Source organism: Inquilinus limosus (genome assembly GCF_051487185.1).
Lineage (GTDB): Bacteria > Pseudomonadota > Alphaproteobacteria > DSM-16000 > Inquilinaceae > Inquilinus > Inquilinus limosus_F.
In genome coordinates, this window is the sequence record NZ_JAHVDK010000001.1 from 19,777 (window position 1) to 37,421 (window position 17,645).

The 17,645-nt window shown below is 70.6% G+C and carries 20 protein-coding genes; 12 read left to right on the top strand and 8 right to left on the bottom strand.

Annotated elements, in window-relative coordinates:
• Positions 1-93: 93 nt before the first annotated feature.
• From KXR53_RS00080 to KXR53_RS00095, 4 genes are all read right to left on the bottom strand, one after another.
• Positions 94-303, bottom strand: a complete 210-nt coding sequence (locus KXR53_RS00080; RefSeq protein WP_437372187.1) for a DUF1127 domain-containing protein — start codon at positions 301-303, stop codon at positions 94-96.
• 3 nt (positions 304-306) lie between these two features.
• On the bottom strand, positions 307-456 hold the full coding sequence (locus KXR53_RS00085) for a hypothetical protein (RefSeq protein ID WP_437372188.1): 150 nt from the start codon (positions 454-456) through the stop codon (positions 307-309).
• Positions 457-705: 249 nt separating this feature from the next.
• Positions 706-1,536: a helix-turn-helix domain-containing protein gene (locus KXR53_RS00090; RefSeq protein WP_437372190.1), complete on the bottom strand. Its 831-nt coding sequence runs from the start codon at positions 1,534-1,536 to the stop codon at positions 706-708.
• A gap of 91 nt (positions 1,537-1,627) precedes the next feature.
• Positions 1,628-1,840 (bottom strand): DUF1127 domain-containing protein, encoded by a 213-nt coding sequence (locus KXR53_RS00095; RefSeq protein WP_437372192.1) that lies wholly within the window; start codon positions 1,838-1,840, stop codon positions 1,628-1,630.
• 129 nt (positions 1,841-1,969) lie between these two features.
• Here KXR53_RS00095 and KXR53_RS00100 point away from each other — a divergent pair, with 129 nt between their 5' ends.
• The gene (locus KXR53_RS00100; RefSeq protein WP_437372194.1) at positions 1,970-3,307 is read left to right on the top strand and encodes a PLP-dependent aminotransferase family protein; all 1,338 of its coding nucleotides are present in this window, start codon (positions 1,970-1,972) and stop codon (positions 3,305-3,307) included.
• A 75-nt stretch (positions 3,308-3,382) separates the two neighbouring features.
• Positions 3,383-3,778, top strand: coding sequence for a lysozyme inhibitor LprI family protein (locus KXR53_RS00105; protein WP_437372195.1), 396 nt, complete (start codon positions 3,383-3,385; stop codon positions 3,776-3,778).
• A 15-nt stretch (positions 3,779-3,793) separates the two neighbouring features.
• Here KXR53_RS00105 and ruvX read toward each other — a convergent pair whose 3' ends face one another.
• Entirely contained in the window at positions 3,794-4,261 is a 468-nt protein-coding gene (gene ruvX, locus KXR53_RS00110; RefSeq protein ID WP_437372197.1) for a Holliday junction resolvase RuvX, read from the bottom strand.
• A 101-nt stretch (positions 4,262-4,362) separates the two neighbouring features.
• Between ruvX and gatC the strand changes: the two genes are divergently transcribed.
• The 5 genes from gatC to KXR53_RS00135 all read left to right on the top strand — a co-directional run bounded on the left by gatC (position 4,363) and on the right by KXR53_RS00135 (position 8,180).
• Positions 4,363-4,650, top strand: a complete 288-nt coding sequence (gene gatC / locus KXR53_RS00115; RefSeq protein WP_437372199.1) for an Asp-tRNA(Asn)/Glu-tRNA(Gln) amidotransferase subunit GatC — start codon at positions 4,363-4,365, stop codon at positions 4,648-4,650.
• Positions 4,650-6,125, top strand: coding sequence for an Asp-tRNA(Asn)/Glu-tRNA(Gln) amidotransferase subunit GatA (gatA, locus tag KXR53_RS00120; RefSeq protein ID WP_437372200.1), 1,476 nt, complete (start codon positions 4,650-4,652; stop codon positions 6,123-6,125). Before gatC ends, gatA begins: the two co-directional genes overlap by 1 nt.
• A gap of 17 nt (positions 6,126-6,142) precedes the next feature.
• On the top strand, positions 6,143-6,640 hold the full coding sequence (locus KXR53_RS00125) for an N-acetyltransferase family protein (RefSeq protein WP_437372202.1): 498 nt from the start codon (positions 6,143-6,145) through the stop codon (positions 6,638-6,640).
• A gap of 98 nt (positions 6,641-6,738) precedes the next feature.
• The gene (locus KXR53_RS00130) at positions 6,739-7,542 is read left to right on the top strand and encodes a class I SAM-dependent methyltransferase (protein ID WP_437372204.1); all 804 of its coding nucleotides are present in this window, start codon (positions 6,739-6,741) and stop codon (positions 7,540-7,542) included.
• Positions 7,543-7,616: 74 nt separating this feature from the next.
• Positions 7,617-8,180, top strand: coding sequence for an NADPH-dependent FMN reductase (locus KXR53_RS00135; protein WP_437372206.1), 564 nt, complete (start codon positions 7,617-7,619; stop codon positions 8,178-8,180).
• A 160-nt stretch (positions 8,181-8,340) separates the two neighbouring features.
• Here KXR53_RS00135 and KXR53_RS00140 read toward each other — a convergent pair whose 3' ends face one another.
• On the bottom strand, positions 8,341-8,901 hold the full coding sequence (locus tag KXR53_RS00140) for a helix-turn-helix domain-containing protein (RefSeq protein WP_437372208.1): 561 nt from the start codon (positions 8,899-8,901) through the stop codon (positions 8,341-8,343).
• Between the two features lie 218 nt (positions 8,902-9,119).
• Between KXR53_RS00140 and KXR53_RS00145 the strand changes: the two genes are divergently transcribed.
• The 5 genes from KXR53_RS00145 (at position 9,120) to KXR53_RS00165 (ending at position 15,021) form a co-directional block, all read left to right on the top strand.
• Entirely contained in the window at positions 9,120-10,295 is a 1,176-nt protein-coding gene (locus KXR53_RS00145; protein ID WP_437372210.1) for an NAD(P)/FAD-dependent oxidoreductase, read from the top strand.
• A gap of 83 nt (positions 10,296-10,378) precedes the next feature.
• Positions 10,379-11,884, top strand: coding sequence for an Asp-tRNA(Asn)/Glu-tRNA(Gln) amidotransferase subunit GatB (gatB, locus tag KXR53_RS00150; RefSeq protein WP_437372212.1), 1,506 nt, complete (start codon positions 10,379-10,381; stop codon positions 11,882-11,884).
• Positions 11,885-11,900: 16 nt separating this feature from the next.
• Complete coding sequence (locus KXR53_RS00155; protein WP_437372214.1) at positions 11,901-13,151, top strand: MgtC/SapB family protein; 1,251 nt, start codon at positions 11,901-11,903, stop codon at positions 13,149-13,151.
• Between the two features lie 14 nt (positions 13,152-13,165).
• Positions 13,166-13,498 carry a c-type cytochrome gene (locus KXR53_RS00160; protein ID WP_437372216.1) on the top strand — a complete coding sequence of 111 codons (333 nt, stop codon included), beginning with the start codon at positions 13,166-13,168 and terminating at the stop codon, positions 13,496-13,498.
• A gap of 359 nt (positions 13,499-13,857) precedes the next feature.
• A complete protein-coding gene (locus KXR53_RS00165; RefSeq protein WP_437372218.1) occupies positions 13,858-15,021 on the top strand; it encodes a LuxR C-terminal-related transcriptional regulator in 1,164 nt (387 codons plus the stop codon).
• Between the two features lie 3 nt (positions 15,022-15,024).
• Here KXR53_RS00165 and KXR53_RS00170 read toward each other — a convergent pair whose 3' ends face one another.
• On the bottom strand, positions 15,025-16,029 hold the full coding sequence (locus tag KXR53_RS00170) for a CorA family divalent cation transporter (RefSeq protein ID WP_437372220.1): 1,005 nt from the start codon (positions 16,027-16,029) through the stop codon (positions 15,025-15,027).
• Between the two features lie 14 nt (positions 16,030-16,043).
• Positions 16,044-17,627, bottom strand: coding sequence for an inorganic phosphate transporter (locus KXR53_RS00175; protein ID WP_437372222.1), 1,584 nt, complete (start codon positions 17,625-17,627; stop codon positions 16,044-16,046).
• Positions 17,628-17,645: the final 18 nt, after the last annotated feature.

A 17,645-nucleotide genomic window follows, 5' to 3' on the forward strand; every position in this document is an offset into this window, starting at 1 on the left:
GCGTGGCAATCCAGCGGTCCCGGCCCCTGGATCGCCACGGCGCTGCGCGCCTCGCGATGACGGGTTGGGCCGGAGAGTCAAAGGCCGCCGGGATCACCCCTTCCAGAACGGCTTCAGCGCCTCGCGGTCGGCGGCGTAGCGCTCGAGGCCGAGGTCACGCAGCTCGTGGTCGCTCAGCGTCCACAGCTGGCGCCGGGTCCGCGACCGCCGCAGCCACCGCGCCGCGAGATGCATGAGGGACCGCGCCAGGCTGCGGCGGCGGTCCACGCGCGGCCTTGCCGTCGTCGCCGGCAGCGAGCGCATCGCTCACTCCCCGCCCGAGGTCGAGGCGTCGGCTTCGTGCAGCGCTCGGGCGCAGTCCTCGCAGCACACCTCCACCGTCTGGCCGCCGATCGTCACCTTGATCGTCTCGGCGTCGAGCTCGCAGTCGCAAGCGGCACAGGTTCTCTCGCTCATCGAGGCTCTCCTTCTCCGCCCGGGATCCGGGCGAGAGCAGGGAAGCATTCCGGGATGCGTGGCCGCTGTCGGAATCTTTAGGGACTTACACCAACGGCCCGAAATAGAGATCCGTCATGGCGAGCCCCGCAGGGGCGCGGCCATCCAGCGGCACCGGCCCCCTGGATGGCCACGGCGCTTCGCGCCTCGCCATGACGAAAAAAGCCGGAGAGCCGATCTCAAAGGCCATCAATATTACACCCGGATCAGTCAGCGCAGGCGGACCGAGCGCTGGAATTCCGCCGGGCTGCGGCCATAGGCCTGGCGGAAGGCGGCGGTGAAATGGCTGTGGCTGGAGAAGCCGAGATCGAGGCCGAGGGCGGTGAGGTCGTCATACCGGGCCAGCAGATCCAGCGCCCGCGCCAGCCGGAGGCGCAGCTGATAGCGGTACAACGGCAGCCCCTCGACCTGCCGGAACACCTGGGTCAGGTAGACCGGCGAGACGCCGACCTCAGCCGCGATCTCGGCCAGCGTCCAGCGCCGTACCAGGTCGGCGGACAGCGCCAGCTTGGCCCGGTCCACCAGCTTCTGCAGGCCGCGGCTGGCCCCGGCCGGGTGCGAGGTGCGCTCGCCGACGGCGCGCCGCACCAGGGTCAGCGCCAGGGTCTCCGCCTCCAGCGCCTCGGCGGCGCCGCGCCGCAGGCTGTGCCGCAGCAGCGCCACCAGCGCCTGGCTGCGCGCGTCGATGCGTAGCCGCTGCAGGCGGAACGCCGTCGCCGCGCCGTCGCGCAGCAACTCCGTCGGCGTCAGCTCGCGCAGCAGGGCGCCGTCGACCACCAAGTCCAGGCAGGAATCGCCGCCGGCGACCGGGTGGCTGACGCGATAGCCTTCCTCCGGATTGAAGAACAGCACCTGGTTGGCCTCGGCCACGGCATCGTCGGTGCCGAGATGGCGGACGAAGACGCCGCGATAGGGGAACACCAGATGGGTGGAGCGCGCGCATTCCTCGGCGCTCCTGTGCCGGCACGCGCCGCTGCAGGCGACGTCGCGGATCGCGACGATCTCGGTCTGCAGCAGGGGTTCGGCCGAGATGTCGGTCATGGGCCTGCGGCGGTGCGCCGCCTCCGGCAGGGCAGTGGGTTGGGGTCGTCGCCACACCATACCCTGCCGGGCCGCATTCGGCATCAGGGGCTCAGCCGCGCCAGAACGGCTTCGCCGCCTCACGCAAGGCGGCGCCGCGGTCGAGGCCGAGGTCGCGCAGCTCATGGTCGCTCAGCGCATCGAGCTGGCGTCGAGTCCGGGCGCGCCGCAGCCACAGGCCGAAGATCTGCCGCAGGCCGGCGAAGGCAACAGGATGGGGCAGGGCAGCGCCAGGAACGCGGCGCTCGAAAACGCGCGTCGACATGGAAGATCTCCTGTTGGCCCGCAGCCGGCGGGGCACCGCGCCCGGTCACCGCATCTGCGGGATTGCATTCGTAGATTGATCCGATCATAATATCGGTGCAATTGGAGTATTGCACTCGGAGCAATTTTGATGCTGGACGATTTCCGCCGCATTGCGGACGAGGTCGCGGGCGAGATCGCCTCGGGGCAATTGCGCCCGGGCGACCGGCTGCCGCCGCAGCGCGACTTCGCCTATCGCCGCGGCATCGCCGCCTCCACCGCCTCCCGTGTCTATGCCGAGCTGACGCGGCGCGGCCTGGTGACGGGCGAGGTCGGGCGCGGCACCTTCGTCCGCGCCGCGGCGCCGGTGCCGGCCTCGGTGCTGGCCGAACCCTGGCAGGCGCCGATCAACCTCGAATCCAGCTTCCCGATCCTGCCCGGCCAGCCGGCCGCCCTGGCCCAGACCCTGCAAAGCCTGCTGCGCCCGGATATGCTGGGCCTGGCACTGCGGGAGGTGCCGGCCGCCGGCACCCAGGCGGCGCGGGCGGTGGCGGCGGAATTCCTGGCCCAGCCCGGCTGGGCGCCGAAGCCGGCGCGGGTTCTGTTCGCCGGCAATGGCCGGCAGGCGATCGCGGCGGCGCTGTCGGCCCTGGCGCCGGTCGGCGGCCGGGTCGGCGTCGAGGCGCTGACCTATCCGGTGATCAAGGGCATCGCCGCGCGGCTCGGCATCTCGCTGGTGCCGATCGCCGTGGATGCCGAAGGGCTGCGGCCGGATGCGCTGGAGGCCACGCACCACGCCGCGCCCTTGCGCGCGGTCTATCTCCAACCGGTGCTGCACAACCCGCTCGGCCTGTCGATGCCGCCGGCCCGGCGGGCCGATCTGGCGGCGCTGCTGCAGCGGCTCGACCTGGTCGCGATCGAGGACCGGGTGTTCAGCTTCCTGGGCGACGAGGTGCCGCTGGCGGCGCTGGCGCCGGATCACGTGATCGTGATCGACAGCCTGTCCAAGCGCCTCGCGCCCGGGCTGACCCTGGGCTTCGCGGTGCCACCGCGCAGCCTGGTCGAGCCGATGGTCGCGGCCATCCGCTCCGGCCCCTGGAGCCCGGGCGGCCTGGCGCTCGAGGCGGCGTCGCGCTGGATGGCCGACGGCACCGTGGCGGCGCTGGTGGCCGAGAAGCGGCAGGACGCCCGCGCCCGCCAGGCGATCGCCCGGCAGGCGCTGGACGGGCTGGAGGTGCGGGGCGACCCGCGCGCCTATCACCTCTGGCTCGAGCTGCCGGAAGGCTGGCGGGCGGAGGCTTTCGCCGCTGCCGCGGCCCGCAAGGGCATCGCCCTGACTCCCGGTCCGGCCTATGCGGCGGGGCCGGGCCACGCCCCGGCCGCGGTGCGGCTGGCATTGGCCTCGCCGCCGCATGAGGTGCTGCGTGAGGCGCTGGCGACCCTGGCCCGGCTGGCGCGGACCGATCCCGACCAGATCGCGGTGGATTGACCGGCATCGGGAATTCATCCCTCCATCGGACCGGCAAAGTCGGGCATGCTCTCGGCGATCGGAGGAGCCCCGCCGATGCTCAAGCCCGTTATCACTGCCGTTGTTCTGCTCGCCGCCCTGCCCGCCGCGGCCCAGGACTGCCCGGATGATAGCCAGGCCGGTCTGAACCAATGCGCCGGCGCCGCCTACAAGAAAGCGGATGCGGCGCTGAACGCGACCTACAGGCAGATCATGGCGCGGCTGAAGGGCAACGATGCCGCGGCCAAGGCCCTGGTCGCGGCCCAGCGCGCCTGGATCGCCTATCGCGACGCGGAATGCCGCTTCATGGCCTCGGGCGTCGAGGGCGGCAGCGTCCAGCCGATGATCGTGGCGCAATGCCTGGAGCAGGTGACCTCGCAGCGCACCGACGACCTGGAGGCGCTGCTGAACTGCGAGGAGGGCGATCTGAGCTGCCCGGTGCCGCCGCCCTGATCCGCGGCGCCCAGCTCAACCCCCGAAGCTCAGCGCGTCCAAGGCACCCTGCAGGATCCAGGCGGCGGCTGCGGTGTCCACGGCCTTGGCCCGCTTCTTCCGGGTGACGTCGAAATCGATCATCTGGCGCTGCACCGCCATGGTCGACAGCCTTTCGTCCCAGAAGGCGATCGGCAGGTCGCGCAGCTTCAGGAGATCCCGGGCGAAGGCGCGCACCGACTGGCAGCGCGGCCCCTCGCTGCCGTCCATGTTGACCGGCAGGCCGATGACCAGGCCGGCGACGCCGCGGTCGTCGACGATGCGCAGCAGCTCCTTGGCGTCCGGCGTGAACTTGGTGCGGCGGATAGTGCCGATCGGGGTGGCCAGCGACAGGCCGGGGTCGGACACCGCCATGCCGATCGTCTTCTCGCCCAAATCGAGGCCGATCAGCCGCCCGCCGGGGGGCAGCAGGGCCTTCAGGTCGCGAAGATTGCAGACCGGCATATCGGGTGTTACCTTCCGCGCCGCTTGCCGTCGGCCGTTCCCCGCGGCTCCGGCCCCGTGCCGGTCCGGGGCGGCCTCCGATCCCCGGAGATGACTACGACATGTCGCTCGACAGAGCCACCGTCGCGAAGATTGCGCATTTGGCCCGCATCCGCCTGGACGAGGCGGACCTCGATTCCATGACCGGCGAATTGTCCAAGATCCTGGACTTCGTCGAGCAATTGGCCGAGGTCAACACCGACGGCGTCGAGCCGATGACCAGCGTGGCGCAGCAGGGGCTGCGGCGCCGGCCGGACGAGGTGACCGACGGCGGCTATCCGGAGCGGATCCTGGCCAATGCGCCCGCGGCCAAGGCCGGGTTCTTCACCGTGCCGAAGGTGGTCGAGTGATGACCAAGGCAACCCATCTGACCCTCGCCGGCGCGCGCGACGCGCTGAAGACGCGCGAGATCTCCTCGGTCGAGCTGACCACGGCGCATATCGCGGCGATGGAGAGCCTGCGCGAGCTCAACGCCTTCATCACCGAGACGCCGGACAAGGCGCTGGAGATGGCCAAGGCCTCCGACGCGCGCCTGGCGCGGGGCGAGGGCGGCCCGCTGGAAGGCCTGCCGATCGCCATCAAAGACCTGTTCTGCACCGAAGGCGTGCGGACAACGGCGGCCAGCCGGATCCTCGGCAACTTCGTGCCGCCCTATGAATCGACCGTCACCAGCCATCTGTGGCGCGACGGGGCAGTGATGCTGGGCAAGCTGAACATGGACGAGTTCGCCATGGGCTCGGCCAACATCACCTCGGCCTTCGGCAATGTCGAGAATCCGTGGCGCCGCAGCGACGGCAGCAACGCCAAGCTGGTGCCGGGCGGTTCCTCCGGCGGCTCCGCCGCCTCGGTCGCGGCCCGCATCGCGCTGGCGGGCACCGGCACCGACACCGGCGGGTCGATCCGCCAGCCCGCCGCTTTCACCGGCATCGTCGGCATCAAGCCGACCTATGGCCGCTGCTCGCGCTGGGGCGTGGTCGCCTTCGCCTCCTCGCTCGACCAGGCCGGGCCGATGGCGCGGACGGTGCGCGACGCGGCGATCATGCTGCGCTCGATGGCCGGCTTCGACCCGAAGGATTCGACCAGCGTCGACATGGCGGTGCCGGATTTCGAGGCGGCGCTGACCGGCGACGTCCGCGGCCTCCGCATCGGCATCCCGAAGGAATACCGGGTCGACGGCATGCCGGCGGAGATCGAGCGCGTCTGGCAGCAGGGCGCCGACTGGCTGCGCGCGGCGGGGGCGGAGATCGTCGAGGTCTCGCTGCCGCACACGAAATACGCGCTGCCGACCTACTACATCGTCGCCCCGGCCGAGGCGTCGTCGAACCTGGCGCGCTATGACGGCGTGCGCTACGGCCTGCGCGAGCCGGGCGGGTCCTTGAACGAGCTGTACGAGAACACCCGCGCCGCCGGCTTTGGCCGCGAGGTCAAGCGCCGCATCATGATCGGCACCTATGTGCTCTCGGCCGGCTATTACGACGCCTACTACACCAAGGCGCAAAAGCTGCGGACGCTGATCGCCCGCGACTTCACCGAGGCCTATCAGCGCTGCGACGTGATCCTGACGCCGACCGCGCCGTCCACCGCCTTCGCCATCGGCGAGAAGCAGGACGACCCGATCGCGATGTATCTCAACGACGTGTTCACCGTGCCGGCCTCGCTGGCCGGGCTGCCCGGCATCTCGGTGCCGGCCGGCCTCGGCGCCGATGGCCTGCCGCTTGGGCTGCAGCTGCTCGGCCGGCCTTTCGACGAGGAGACGGTGCTGCGCGTCGCCGGGGTGATGGAGCAGGCGGCGGGCTTCACCGCCCTGCCGCAGACCATTTCCTAAGGCGGGGGCGCCTGACCATGGCTGATTTCGCGATCCGCCGGCTGGGGCCCGACGACGCGGCGGCCTATCGCGAGATCCGGCTGGAGGGGCTGGAGCGGCATCCGGAGGCGTTCGGCTCGACCTATGCGGACGAGGCGAAGCTGTCGCTGGAGGATTTCGTCCGGCGCGTGGTCGAGGTGCCGACCTTCGCGGCCCAGCGGGACGGAAGGCTGCTCGGCCTCGCCGGGCTGGCCCGCGAGACCTCGACCAAGCGCCGCCACCGCGGCACGCTGATCCGGATGTATGTCCGGCCCGAGGCGCGCGGCAGCGGTGTCGCCGACGCGCTGGTCGAGGCGGTGCTGGACCACGCCCGGGCGGAAGGGCTCGACGCGGTGCTGCTGGCGGTGATCACCGAGGCCGAGGCGGCGCGCCGCCTCTATGAGCGGCACGGCTTCACCGTTTACGGCGTGGAGCCGGGCGCGCTGCGGATCGGCGACCGGGCCTACGACGACGAGCTGCGCATCCGGTTCCTCTAGGCCGCGTCGCCTCGCCGTCTTCGGCCGGTCATCGAATCCTGCTATGCAGGAACCGAGGCGCGGGGAAGGGGCGCCGGCGCAGCCCGAGGAGGCCGGTCGTGACCACGATTCCCTTCATGCCGCGGCGGTTCCGCAGCGCGGCCACGCATTACCTGCAAGGCCGGCCGCCCTATGCCGCCGGCCTGTTCCCGCGGATCGCGCGGGTCTGCGGCATCGGCCGCGACCACCGGGTGATGGATCTCGGCTGCGGCCCGGGGCAGATCGCCATCGCCCTGGCGCCCCTCGCCAGCGAGGTCGTCGGCATCGATCCGGAGCCGGAGATGCTGGCCGCGGCGGCGGAGGCGGCGGCGCGGGCTGGCGTCCGGGTCACATGGCGGCAGGGCAGCTCCTACGATCTGGGCCCGGAGCTGGGCCGCTTCCGGCTGGTGACGATGGGCCGGTCCTTCCACTGGATGGACCGGGTCGAGACGCTGCGCCGCCTCGACGCGATGATCGATCCCGGCGGCGCCGTGGTGCTGATCCACGACGACCATCCGAATGTGCCGGACAACCGCTGGTCACAGCCCTATCGCGAGCTGCTCGACCGCTATTCCGAGGATGATGCCGACCGGCAGCTGCGCAAGTCGCCGGACTGGCCGAACCATACGGCCGTGCTGCTCGACTCGCCGTTCGGCCGGCTGGAGGAGGTGGCGGTGATCGAGCGGCGGCGGATCCCGGCCGACACGCTGGTCCATCGCACCCTGTCGATGTCGAGCACCGCGCCGGAGCGGATCGGCGACCGGGTCGGGGCGCTGATCGCCGAGATCGAGGGGCTGGCGGCGGAGCACGCGGCCGACGGCATGCTGACCGAGGTCGTCACCTCCACGGCCCTGATCGCCCGACGGCCGGCGGAGGTCGAATAGGCGCGCTTGCGCCGGCGGCCGGCCGCGGCAAAGATCGCGGCTCTTTCTCAACCCGCGTCGCAACGGAGAGCGCTGTGCCCCTGAAGCTCCACACCGTGATCTGCAGCACCCGGCCGACCCGGATCGGTCCCGTGGTCGCATCCTGGTTCCACGAGATCGCCGCCGCGCATGGCAAGTTCGACGCCGTTCTGGTCGACCTCAAGGATTTCGAGCTGCCCGTGTTCGACGAGCCGGAGCATCCGCGGATGCAGCGCTACGTGCACGAGCACACCAAGCGCTGGAGCGCCAGCGTCAGCGCCGCCGACGCCTTCGTCTTCGTCACGCCGGAATACAATTTCGGCCCGCCGCCGTCGCTCTTGAACGCGCTGAACTACCTGTATCTGGAGTGGAATTACAAGCCGGCCAGCTTCGTCAGCTATGGCGGCGCCTCGGGCGGCATGCGCTCGGTCCAGGTCGAGAAGCTGACCCTGACCGCGCTGAAGATGATGCCGATCCCGGAGGCGGTGGCGATTCCGTTTGCCTGGAACGCGGTGGCCGAGGGCAAGCTCAACGTCTCCGAAAGCCAGGTCAAGGCCGCGACCGGCATGCTGGACGAGCTGGCCCGCTGGGCCGAGGCGCTGAAGCCGCTGCGGGGGTAGACCGCTCCGGACCCTCGGCCGGGGCCACCCCCTCACCCGAAATCGCTGCGCGATTTCGACCTCTCCCCAAGGAGAGGTGATGGAATGCCGCTCCGTTCCCCTCTCCTCGGGGAGAGGGAGGGGCCCGTTGCGTCAGCAACGGGAGGGTGAGGGGGAGGCCTCACCCCGCATGCACCCACAGGATCTCCGCCTCTTCCGGCCCGTCCGAGAGGCAGGCATGCGGCGTGCGGGCGTCGAAATAGAGGCTGTCGCCGGCGGCCAGGCGAAACGGCGCCTCGCCGGCGAAATGCATCGTCACCGCGCCGGACAGCACCAGCAGGAACTGCTGGCCCTCGTGCCGGTCGAGCGGCCCGTAGTCCAGCAGGGTCCGGGCCTTGACCCGGGCACGCACCGGGGTGATGCGCTTGTCCGCCAGATCGGCCGCCAGCAGCTCGTGGCTGTAGCTCCGGGTCTCGTGCCGCGGCCCGGCGCCAGCCCGGGTCAGGCTGCGGGCCGCCGGGTCCGGCCGGACCTCGCCGAACAGCCCGGCCAGGTCGACGCCGAAGCCCTGCGACAGCTTCAGCAGCACCTCGACGGTCGGCGACATCCGGCCGTTCTCGATCTTCGACAGGGTCGACTTGGCGAGGCCGGTGCGCTCGGACGCCGCCTCCAGGGTCCAGCCGCGGGTCCGGCGCAGCGCCTTCAACCGCGGGCCGAGACTCTGGGGCGCATCCTTGTCCATGCGCCGCAGCTAAGCATGCGCCGCCGCGCTGCGCATCTGTTTCCGATCGGAAAAATCCCGATTGCGCGTCGCCCGATCGTGGTCTAGGTGTCACTGATCCAATCCACCTTCCTCGTCATTCCCGCGAAAGCGGGAATCTCGGCGGGATAGCCGGATAGAGATCCCCGCTTTCGCGGGGATGACGTCAGGGGAGGGATGGGCGAAGGACGGGTGCGGGCATGGCGGACAGCTTCGACGTGGTCATCATCGGCGGCGGCGCCATCGGCAGCGCCGTGGCCTGCTTCCTGATGCTGGAGCCGGGCTTCGACGGCTCGGTCGCGGTGATCGAGCGCGACCCGACCTATCGCACCGCCTCCTCGGCGCTGTCGGCATCCTCGATCCGGCAGCAATTCTCGACCCCGTTCAATGTCGCCGTGTCGCGCTTCGGGCTGGAGGTGCTGAAGCATCCGGAGCGCTGGCTCGAGGTCGAGGGCGAGGTGCCGGATTTCGGCTTCCACGAGAAAGGCTACCTTTTCCTCGCCACCCCGGCCGGGTTGCCGGTGCTGCGGCAGAATCACGAGATGCAGGTGGGCGAGGGCGTGGCCGTCGAGCTGATGGCGCCCGACCGCCTGGCCGAGCGTTTCCCTTGGCTGACTATCGACGGGCTCGCCGCCGGCTCGCTCGGCCTCGCCGGCGAGGGCTGGTTCGACGGCTACAGCCTGCTGCAGGCGTTCAAGCGCAAGGCCCGGTCGCTCGGCGCCACTTACATCAACGGCACGGTGACCGGCATCGACCGGGCCGGCGGCCGGGTCGCCGGCGTGACCTTGGCGGACGGATCGCGGATCGCCTGCGGCACGCTGGTCAACGCCGCCGGGCCGCAGGCCGGCAAGGTCGCGGCGCTGGCCGGGATCGAGCTGCCGGTCGAGGGCCGCAAGCGCTGCGTCTTCGTCTTCGACTGCCGGCAGACCCTGGCCGACTGCCCGCTGGTGATCGACCCCAGCGGCGTCTGGTTCCGGCCCGAGGGCAACCTGTTCATCTGTGGCGCCCCGCCCCAGGGCGAGGACCCGGACACCGAGGACCTGACGGTCGACCACGGCCTGTTCGACGAGATGATGTGGCCGGCCCTGGCCGAGCGGGTGCCGGCCTTCGAGAGCCTGAAGGTGGTGAATGCCTGGGCCGGCCATTACGAGATGAACACGGTCGACCATAACGCCATCATCGGGCCGCATCCCGACCTGCCGAACCTGATCTTCGCCAACGGCTTCTCCGGCCACGGGCTGCAGCAGTCCCCCACCGCCGGCCGCGGCGTGGCCGAGCTGATCGCCCATGGCGGCTTCCGCAGCCTCGACCTGTCGCCCTTCGCCTTCACCCGCATCCTGGAGAACCGGCCGATCGTCGAGCTGAACGTGGTGTGAGGACAGCACCGCCGAAATCCTTGACACCGATGCCCCTTCCGCGCTCCCTGTCGTCGCTTTCGGAAGGTTGAGCGAGCGGTTCCATGTACACGATCGAGGGTGAGACGGGCGCCTGGGAGACGGTGATCGGGCTCGAGGTCCATGCCCAGGTCATCTCCAAGGCCAAGCTGTTCTCCGGTGCGGCGACCGATTTCGGCGCGGCCCCGAACAGCCAGGTCAGCCTGGTCGACGCCGCCATGCCCGGCATGCTGCCCGTGATCAACGACTATTGCGTCGAGCAGGCGGTCAAGACCGGGCTCGGCCTCAAGGCGCAGATCAACCGCCGCTCGGTGTTCGACCGGAAGAACTACTTCTACGCCGACCTGCCGCAAGGCTATCAGATCAGCCAGTACAAGGACCCGATCATCGGCCATGGCGAGATCGTGCTCGACCTGCCGGACGGGTCGACGCGCACGGTCGGCATCACCCGGCTGCACCTGGAGCAGGACGCGGGCAAGAGCCTGCACGACCAGTCGCCGCGCGAGACCTTCGTCGACCTGAACCGGTCGGGCGTGGCGCTGATGGAGATCGTGTCGGAGCCGGACCTGCGCAGCCCGGACGATGCCGCGGCTTACTTGCGCAAGCTGCGCTCGATCCTGCGCTATCTCGGCACCTGCGACGGCAACATGGAGGAAGGCTCCATGCGCTGCGACGTCAACGTGTCGGTGCGCAAGGTCGGCGACACCGCCTACGGCACCCGCTGCGAGGTCAAGAACGTCAACTCGATCCGCCACGTCATGGCGGCGATCGAGCACGAGGCGAAGCGCCAGGTCGAGATCCTGGAGAACGGCGGGTCGGTCGACCAGGAGACCCGGCTGTGGGACCCGAATAAGGGCGAGACGCGGTCGCTGCGCAGCAAGGAGGAGGCGCACGACTACCGCTACTTCCCCGACCCGGACCTGCTGCCGCTGGTGCTGGAGGACGGCTTCGTCGAGCGCATCGCCGCGACCCTGCCGGAGCTGCCGGACGAGAAGAAGGCCCGCTTCATGGCCGAATACGGCCTGTCGGCCTATGACGCCGGCGTGCTGGTGGCGGAGCAGGCCAAGGCCTTCTTCTACGAGCAGGTCGTCGGTCGCGGCCCGACTCTAGTAGTTCCCGACGCTTCTTGGGCTTCGTTTTCCGAGGGCCGCGACCCGAAGCTGGCGGCGAACTGGGTGATCAACGAGCTGTTCGGCGGCCTGGCCAAGGCCGGCAAGGAGATCGAGGACAGCCCGGTCTCGGCCGAGCAGCTGGGCGGGCTGATCGACCTGATCGCCGACAACACCATCTCCGGCCGCATCGCCAAGGACGTCTTCGCCGAGATGATGGAGACCGGGCGGGACGCCGCCGCCATCGTCGAGGCCAAGGGGCTGAAGCAGGTCACCGACACCGGCGCGATCGAGGCGGTGATCGACCAGGTGCTGGCGGCGCAGGCCGACAAGGTGGCCGAGTACCGCTCGGGCAAGGACAAGCTGTTCGGCTTCTTCGTTGGCCAGGTGATGAAGGCCACGGGCGGCAAGGCCAACCCGGCGCTGCTGAATGAGCTCCTGAAGACCAAGCTGAACGGCTGATCGGAGTGCACGGCGGATGGACGATCTCACCGTCGCCATCCGCCTCGGCGCTGCCCTCGCCGTCGGCCTGATCATCGGGCTGGAGCGTGGCTGGAGCGATCGCGACCAGCCTGAAGGCCGGCGTGCCGCCGGTCTGCGCACCTTCGCCATTACCGGCTTCGGCGGCGGCCTCGCCGCCTTCCTGGCGCCGGATCTGGGCCCCGGACCGCTGCTCTTGTTCCTGCTCGCGGCCGCGGCGCTGACGCTCGCCGCCTATCTGCGGAGCGGTGAGGCCGATATCGGGCTGACCACGGAGTTCGCCCTGCTGGTCACCGTGCTGCTCGGGGCGGCCGCCGGCGCGGGCCACGGCCTGGCCGGCCTCGGCGGCGCCGTCGTGGTCGCGCTGCTGCTCAGCGAGAAGCAGCGGCTGCACGGCTGGCTGGAGCGTTTCACCCCGGCCGAGATCGCGGCGACCCTGCAGTTCCTGCTGATCGCGGTGGTGGTGCCCCCGCTGCTGCCGGACCGGGCGCTCGACCCGTGGGAGGCGATCAACCCGGCCAGGATCTGGTGGCTGGTGGTCCTGGTCGCCGGCCTGTCCTTCGCCGGCTACGCCGCCGTGCGCATTGCCGGGCCCCGGGTCGGGACACTGCTGACCGGGCTGCTGGGCGGGCTGGCCTCCTCCACCGCGCTGACCCTGGTCTTCGCCCGCCAGGCGCGGGCCGCACCGCAGGCGGCGCCGGCGCTGGCCGCCGGCATCGTCGCCGCCTGGGCGGTGATGGTGATCCGCATCGGCGTGCTGGTCCTGATCCTGCATCCGCCCCTGTTCCTGGCCCTGGCCGCGTCCCTCGCCGGGGCCGCGGCGGTGGCGGTCGGCTTCGGTCTGTGGCTCTGGCGTGCGGCACCTGAGCGGACCGGCGAGGCGCCCCCGCTCGGCAACCCGCTGGAGCTGTGGTCGGCGCTGAAGATCGTGCTGCTCATCGTGGCGGTGCTGGTGCTGTCGAAGATTCTGGACGCCGCTCTCGGCGTCGCCGGCCTCTATCTCCTCGCCGCCGTGTCCGGCCTGGCCGATGTCGACGCCATCACCCTGTCGGCGGCGCGGCTGACCCAGGGCGGGCTGGATGTCGCGGCCGGCGCCGCGGTGGTGCTGATCGCGGCCGGGGTGAACACCCTGGTCAAGGCCGGCCTCGCCGTCGTCCTGGGCGGCCGGGCGATGGCGCTGCGCATCCTGCCGGCGACGGCCGCGATGCTGGCCGCCGGCGCCGCGGGCATCGCCCTTTCGGCGACGTGAAGGGAGGCGGAGAGATGCCCTGGATGAGACGGGTGGGGGCCGGCGCGGGGTTGGTCGCGGCCGCCGGGCTGGCGGTTTTGGGGGCGGCCTGGGCGGCGGGCGACAGCGCCGCCGGTCGGGCCAAGGCCCGACGGTCATGCGTCGCCTGCCATGGGCTCGACGGACTGGCCCGGATGCCGAATGTGCCCAACATCGCCGGCGAGAGCCCGATCTATCTCGAGCAGCAGCTGAAGGCCTTCCGGAGCGGGAAGCGGACCCACCCGCAGATATCGACAGCCGCCAGACCGTTGAGCGATCAGGATATTGCCGATCTCGCCGCGTGGTATGCCGGGATCAGGTTCCGGTGAAGACGCCGGTCCCCCAAACGAGAACAGGCCACACCAAACCGGGTGTGGCCTGTTCCGTGTCTCGCCGTCGGTTTGCACATCGCCTTCGGTGAACCTCCCGGACGATCCGCTCGGCTGACGATTTTTTAACGATATGCCTCGACTTGGATAAAAACTGTATCAATTTACGTGGGTGTCTGTAATCTCTGTACCCTTGAAACACCTAGAGGATGACTGAAAACCCATCCGGGTCCTATTCGCAAATTGAGGGTGGCAACCTGACCCAAATGGACTATGTTCCTCGACAGGTTGGCGAAGCCAACCGGATGCCACGGCGCAACGCCCGTTCGTTAAGCGTCCAGTCGAGGATCGTTGCCGAAATGGCGGATGATCTCCCGGACCTCATCGCGAGAATATACGACGCGGCGCTCGACCAAGGGTTGTGGGACTCGGTTCTCAACGACCTCGCCCGCATGTTCGCCGATGGCCACGCCAGCCTGTATCTGCTGCACGAGTCCGACGACGCCGACAGCACGGTGTTCGAGGCGCTGGCGGCGACCAGCCGCTGGGATCCGGCCTTCCTCGACAGCTACGCCCAGCATTTCTGGCGGGTCAATCCGTGGAGCGAGCGGGTGCTGGGCCGCGCCGTCGGCGAGGTCACGGTCAGCGACACGCTGGTGCCGCGCCGCTCGCTGGAGCGGACCGAATTCTATTCCGACTGGCTGCGGCCGCAGCAGCTGTTCTCCGGCATCGGCGGCACCTTCCTGCGCCGCGGCGGCGTCTCGGCCCATGTCAGCGTGCTGCATGCCGAGCCGATGGCGGAGGAAGAGACGGCGCGGCTGACGGAGATGATGCGGCGGCTGCTGCCGCATTTCGCCCGCGCGGCCCAGATCCACCAGCGGCTGGGCGACGTGGCCACCCAGCGCGATGCGCTGGAGACCGGGCTCGACCGCCTGTCGATCGGGGTGATCCTGACCGACCCGACCGGCCGTGTCTCCTTCTCCAACCGGGTGGCCGAGGCGCTGCTGCGGGCCGGCACCGCGCTGCGCATCGACCAGCGCGGCCTGCTCTGCGCCACCCAGCCGGGCGAGACGGCGAAGCTGCGCCAGCTCATCGCCTCGGCCTCGATGATCCTCGACGATCCGGGGCTGGCGCCGGGCGGCGGGCTGACCCTGTCGGATACGACGGGCGGCGATCAGCTCGCGGTGCTGGTCTCCCCGGTCAGCCGGAACCGGCCGCTGCTCAGCCTGGCCCAGCCCAAGGCGGCGGTCTTCATCGCCGCGCCGACACCGGCGAACCAGCTGTCGCAGCCGGAGCTGCGGCGGCTGTACGGCCTGACCGCGACCGAAGCACGGATCGCGGGCGAGCTGGCGGCAGGCCTGTCGCTGAAGGAGATCGCGACCCGGCTCGATGTCAGCTACGAAACCATCCGCAACCATCTCAAGAAGATCTTCATCAAGACTCGCACCAACCGGCAGTCGGAGCTGGTGCGGCTCTTGCTGCGCAACCTGCCGGCGATCGGCAGCCGCACCGCGGCGGAATAGCCCCTAGAACATCCTCCGCCACACCATCAGGGCCAGCGTCGCCGCGCCGGCGGCCACGATCAGCAGCATCACCCACAGGAAGGCGGAGGGATCCTGCAGGCCCGGCAGGCCCGCGACATTCATGCCGAAGATGCCGGTGATCAGCGTCATCGGCAGGAAAATCGCGGTCAGCACCGCCAGGGCCAGCAGGCTGCGGTTCATCGCCTCCGCCCGCTGCGCCGCGATCTCCTCCTGCAGCAGGCGGGCGCGGTCGGTCACCTCGTCCAGGCTGCGGGCGGTACGGCGGAAGCGCTCGGCGGCCGCGGCCAGGCCGGCGCGGCCCGCCGGGTCGGCCCAGTCCGGCAGGTCGTCGAGCCCGGCGGCGAAGGCGGCGCCCTCCGGCAGCAGGTGCCGCCGCAGCGCCGCGGCACTGCGGCGGATGCGGCCCAGCGCCCGGCGGTCCTCGACCGTGCCGGTGGACCGGTCGTCCAGCACCCGGTCCTCGATGCCGTCGATCTCGTCCATCAGCTTCTCGACGATCGTCTCGGCCTCCGCCGCCAGATGCTCGACCGCGAGCGCCAGCATGCCCAGCGCCGTGGCCGGCGCGCGCCCCGCGGCCAGGCTGCGGCGGATCTCGTCGATCGCGCGCAGCGGATGGCGCCGACCGGTGACCAGGAGGTTGGGCCCCAGGCAGAAGCGCAGCCGGCCGACCTGGTCCGGCTCGAAGGCGAAGTCGTGGTGCAGCCCGTTGGCGGCGCCGACCAACCAGCCGTCCAGCCGCTGCACCTGCACCCGGTCGGGCCCGTCCAGCAGCCATTGCGCGACCGCCGGCGGCAGGGCCTCGTGATGCGCCAGCCAGTGCCGGGCGCGGCTGTCGCTCAGCTTCAGATTCAGCCAGACCCAGCCGTCGCCCGCCTCCGGCAGCGGATCGACCCCGGTCTGGACGCAGGCGCCGGAGGCGGGGTCGAAGCGATAGGCGGCGGTGACGGCGTCGCCGAAATCGAAGCTGACGATCGGCTTCCCCTGCAAATCCCGGTCCCGGTTCAGAACAGGTGCCGCAGCAGCCAGTAGAGCGCGGCGGCCAGCGCGATCGAGGCCGGCAGGGTCAGCACCCAGGCCATGATCAGGTTGCGGATCGTGCCCCATTGCAGGCCGGAGCGGTTCGCCGCCATGGTTCCGGCGACGCCGGAGGACAGCACATGGGTGGTGCTGACCGGCAGGCCGTAGACGTCGGCGGCGCCGATCGTCGCCATCGCCACCAGCTCGGCCGAGGCGCCCTGGGCGTAGGTCAGGTGCTCCTTGCCGATCTTCTCGCCGACGGTGACGACGATGCGCTTCCAGCCGACCATGGTGCCGAGGCCGAGCGCGATGGCGACCGCCACCTTGACCCAGTCGGGGATGAACTTGGTCGCCTGGTCGAGATAGCCGCGATACTGCGTCAGCAGCTTGCCGTCCTCGGCGGAGAAGGCAGGCGCGCCGGTCTTCGCCATCTGCTTCAGCGCCTCCGAGGCGAGATACATGTCGTTGCGGATGTTGCCGGTCTGCTCCGGCGGCACCGCGGCCAGCGAGCTGCGCCCGGCCACGGCGTGGTCGATCTCGCGGGTCAGGGCGGCCAGAGCCGGCACCGTCTCCGGCGCCAGGGCCCGGTCGCGGACATAGGCGGTCACCGCCGCCCGCGGGTCGGCCGGCGCGGCCACCCCGGCGGCATAGTGGTCAAACACTCCGGCCGCCTGCTCCGACACCTGGGCGAAGGCGGCGATCTGGGCCTCCGGCATCGCCCGGTTCAGGGCATAGGCGGTGGGCACGGTGCCGATCAGGATCAGCATGATCAGCCCCATCCCCTTCTGCCCGTCGTTGGAGCCGTGGGCGAAGCTGACGCCGGTGCAGGTCAGGACCAGGAGGCCGCGGATCCACAGCGGCGGCGGCTTGCTGCCCTCCGGCGCGCGGTACAGCTCCGGCCGCTTGATCAGCGCCTTGGCGGCCAGCAGCAGCAGCGCCGCGGCGGCGAAGCCGATCAGCGGCGAGAACAGCAGCGACTTGCCGATGCCCAGCGCCTGCGACCAGTCCACGCCGCTGGTGCCGGTGCCCGGGATGGCCATCAGCTGATTCATCAGCCCGACGCCGATGATCGAGCCGATCAGCGTGTGCGAGGAGGAGGAGGGCAGGCCGAAATACCAGGTGCCGACATTCCAGATGATGGCGGCGATCAGCAGCGCGAACACCATGGCGAAGCCGGCGCTGCTGCCGACCTGCAGAATCAGCTCGACCGGCAGCAGCGAGATGATGCCGAAGGCGACGAGGCCGGTGGAGGTGAGGACGCCGAGGAAGTTCCAGACGCCCGACCAGATGACAGCGGCCGTGGGCGGCAGCGAGTTGGTGTAGATCACCGTCGCCACCGCGTTGGCGGTGTCGTGGAAGCCGTTGACGAACTCAAAGCCCAGCGCGATCAGCAGGGCGATGCCGAGCAGGATAAAGGGCAGCAGGCTCGGCGAATGCACCTCGCCGAGATCGTTGACCAGGCTCCAGCTGGCATAGACGACGCCGACGATGAGCAGGGCGATGACGGCCAGCGGGGTGAGGCGTGCCAGCCCCCCGGTCGGCCTGGTGTCGAGCACGGAAGTGGTCATGCGAGCCTCGCCGGCTTC

What these genes read in the sequence shown, in the direction of transcription:
- gatA (WP_437372200.1), top strand. Translation starts at nt 4,650, where the DNA reads ATGACCAAGGCAACCCATCTGACCCTCGCCGGCGCGCGCGACGCGCTG.
- KXR53_RS00160 (WP_437372216.1), top strand. Translation starts at nt 13,166, where the DNA reads ATGCCCTGGATGAGACGGGTGGGGGCCGGCGCGGGGTTGGTCGCGGCC.
- ruvX (WP_437372197.1), bottom strand. Translation starts at nt 4,261, where the DNA reads ATGCCGGTCTGCAATCTTCGCGACCTGAAGGCCCTGCTGCCCCCCGGC.
- gatC (WP_437372199.1), top strand. Translation starts at nt 4,363, where the DNA reads ATGTCGCTCGACAGAGCCACCGTCGCGAAGATTGCGCATTTGGCCCGC.
- KXR53_RS00155 (WP_437372214.1), top strand. Translation starts at nt 11,901, where the DNA reads ATGGACGATCTCACCGTCGCCATCCGCCTCGGCGCTGCCCTCGCCGTC.
- KXR53_RS00125 (WP_437372202.1), top strand. Translation starts at nt 6,143, where the DNA reads ATGGCTGATTTCGCGATCCGCCGGCTGGGGCCCGACGACGCGGCGGCC.
- KXR53_RS00105 (WP_437372195.1), top strand. Translation starts at nt 3,383, where the DNA reads ATGCTCAAGCCCGTTATCACTGCCGTTGTTCTGCTCGCCGCCCTGCCC.
- KXR53_RS00145 (WP_437372210.1), top strand. Translation starts at nt 9,120, where the DNA reads ATGGCGGACAGCTTCGACGTGGTCATCATCGGCGGCGGCGCCATCGGC.
- KXR53_RS00090 (WP_437372190.1), bottom strand. Translation starts at nt 1,536, where the DNA reads ATGACCGACATCTCGGCCGAACCCCTGCTGCAGACCGAGATCGTCGCG.
- KXR53_RS00100 (WP_437372194.1), top strand. Translation starts at nt 1,970, where the DNA reads ATGCTGGACGATTTCCGCCGCATTGCGGACGAGGTCGCGGGCGAGATC.
- KXR53_RS00140 (WP_437372208.1), bottom strand. Translation starts at nt 8,901, where the DNA reads ATGGACAAGGATGCGCCCCAGAGTCTCGGCCCGCGGTTGAAGGCGCTG.
- KXR53_RS00165 (WP_437372218.1), top strand. Translation starts at nt 13,858, where the DNA reads ATGGCGGATGATCTCCCGGACCTCATCGCGAGAATATACGACGCGGCG.
- KXR53_RS00175 (WP_437372222.1), bottom strand. Translation starts at nt 17,627, where the DNA reads ATGACCACTTCCGTGCTCGACACCAGGCCGACCGGGGGGCTGGCACGC.
- KXR53_RS00095 (WP_437372192.1), bottom strand. Translation starts at nt 1,840, where the DNA reads ATGTCGACGCGCGTTTTCGAGCGCCGCGTTCCTGGCGCTGCCCTGCCC.
- KXR53_RS00080 (WP_437372187.1), bottom strand. Translation starts at nt 303, where the DNA reads ATGCGCTCGCTGCCGGCGACGACGGCAAGGCCGCGCGTGGACCGCCGC.
- KXR53_RS00085 (WP_437372188.1), bottom strand. Translation starts at nt 456, where the DNA reads ATGAGCGAGAGAACCTGTGCCGCTTGCGACTGCGAGCTCGACGCCGAG.
- gatB (WP_437372212.1), top strand. Translation starts at nt 10,379, where the DNA reads ATGTACACGATCGAGGGTGAGACGGGCGCCTGGGAGACGGTGATCGGG.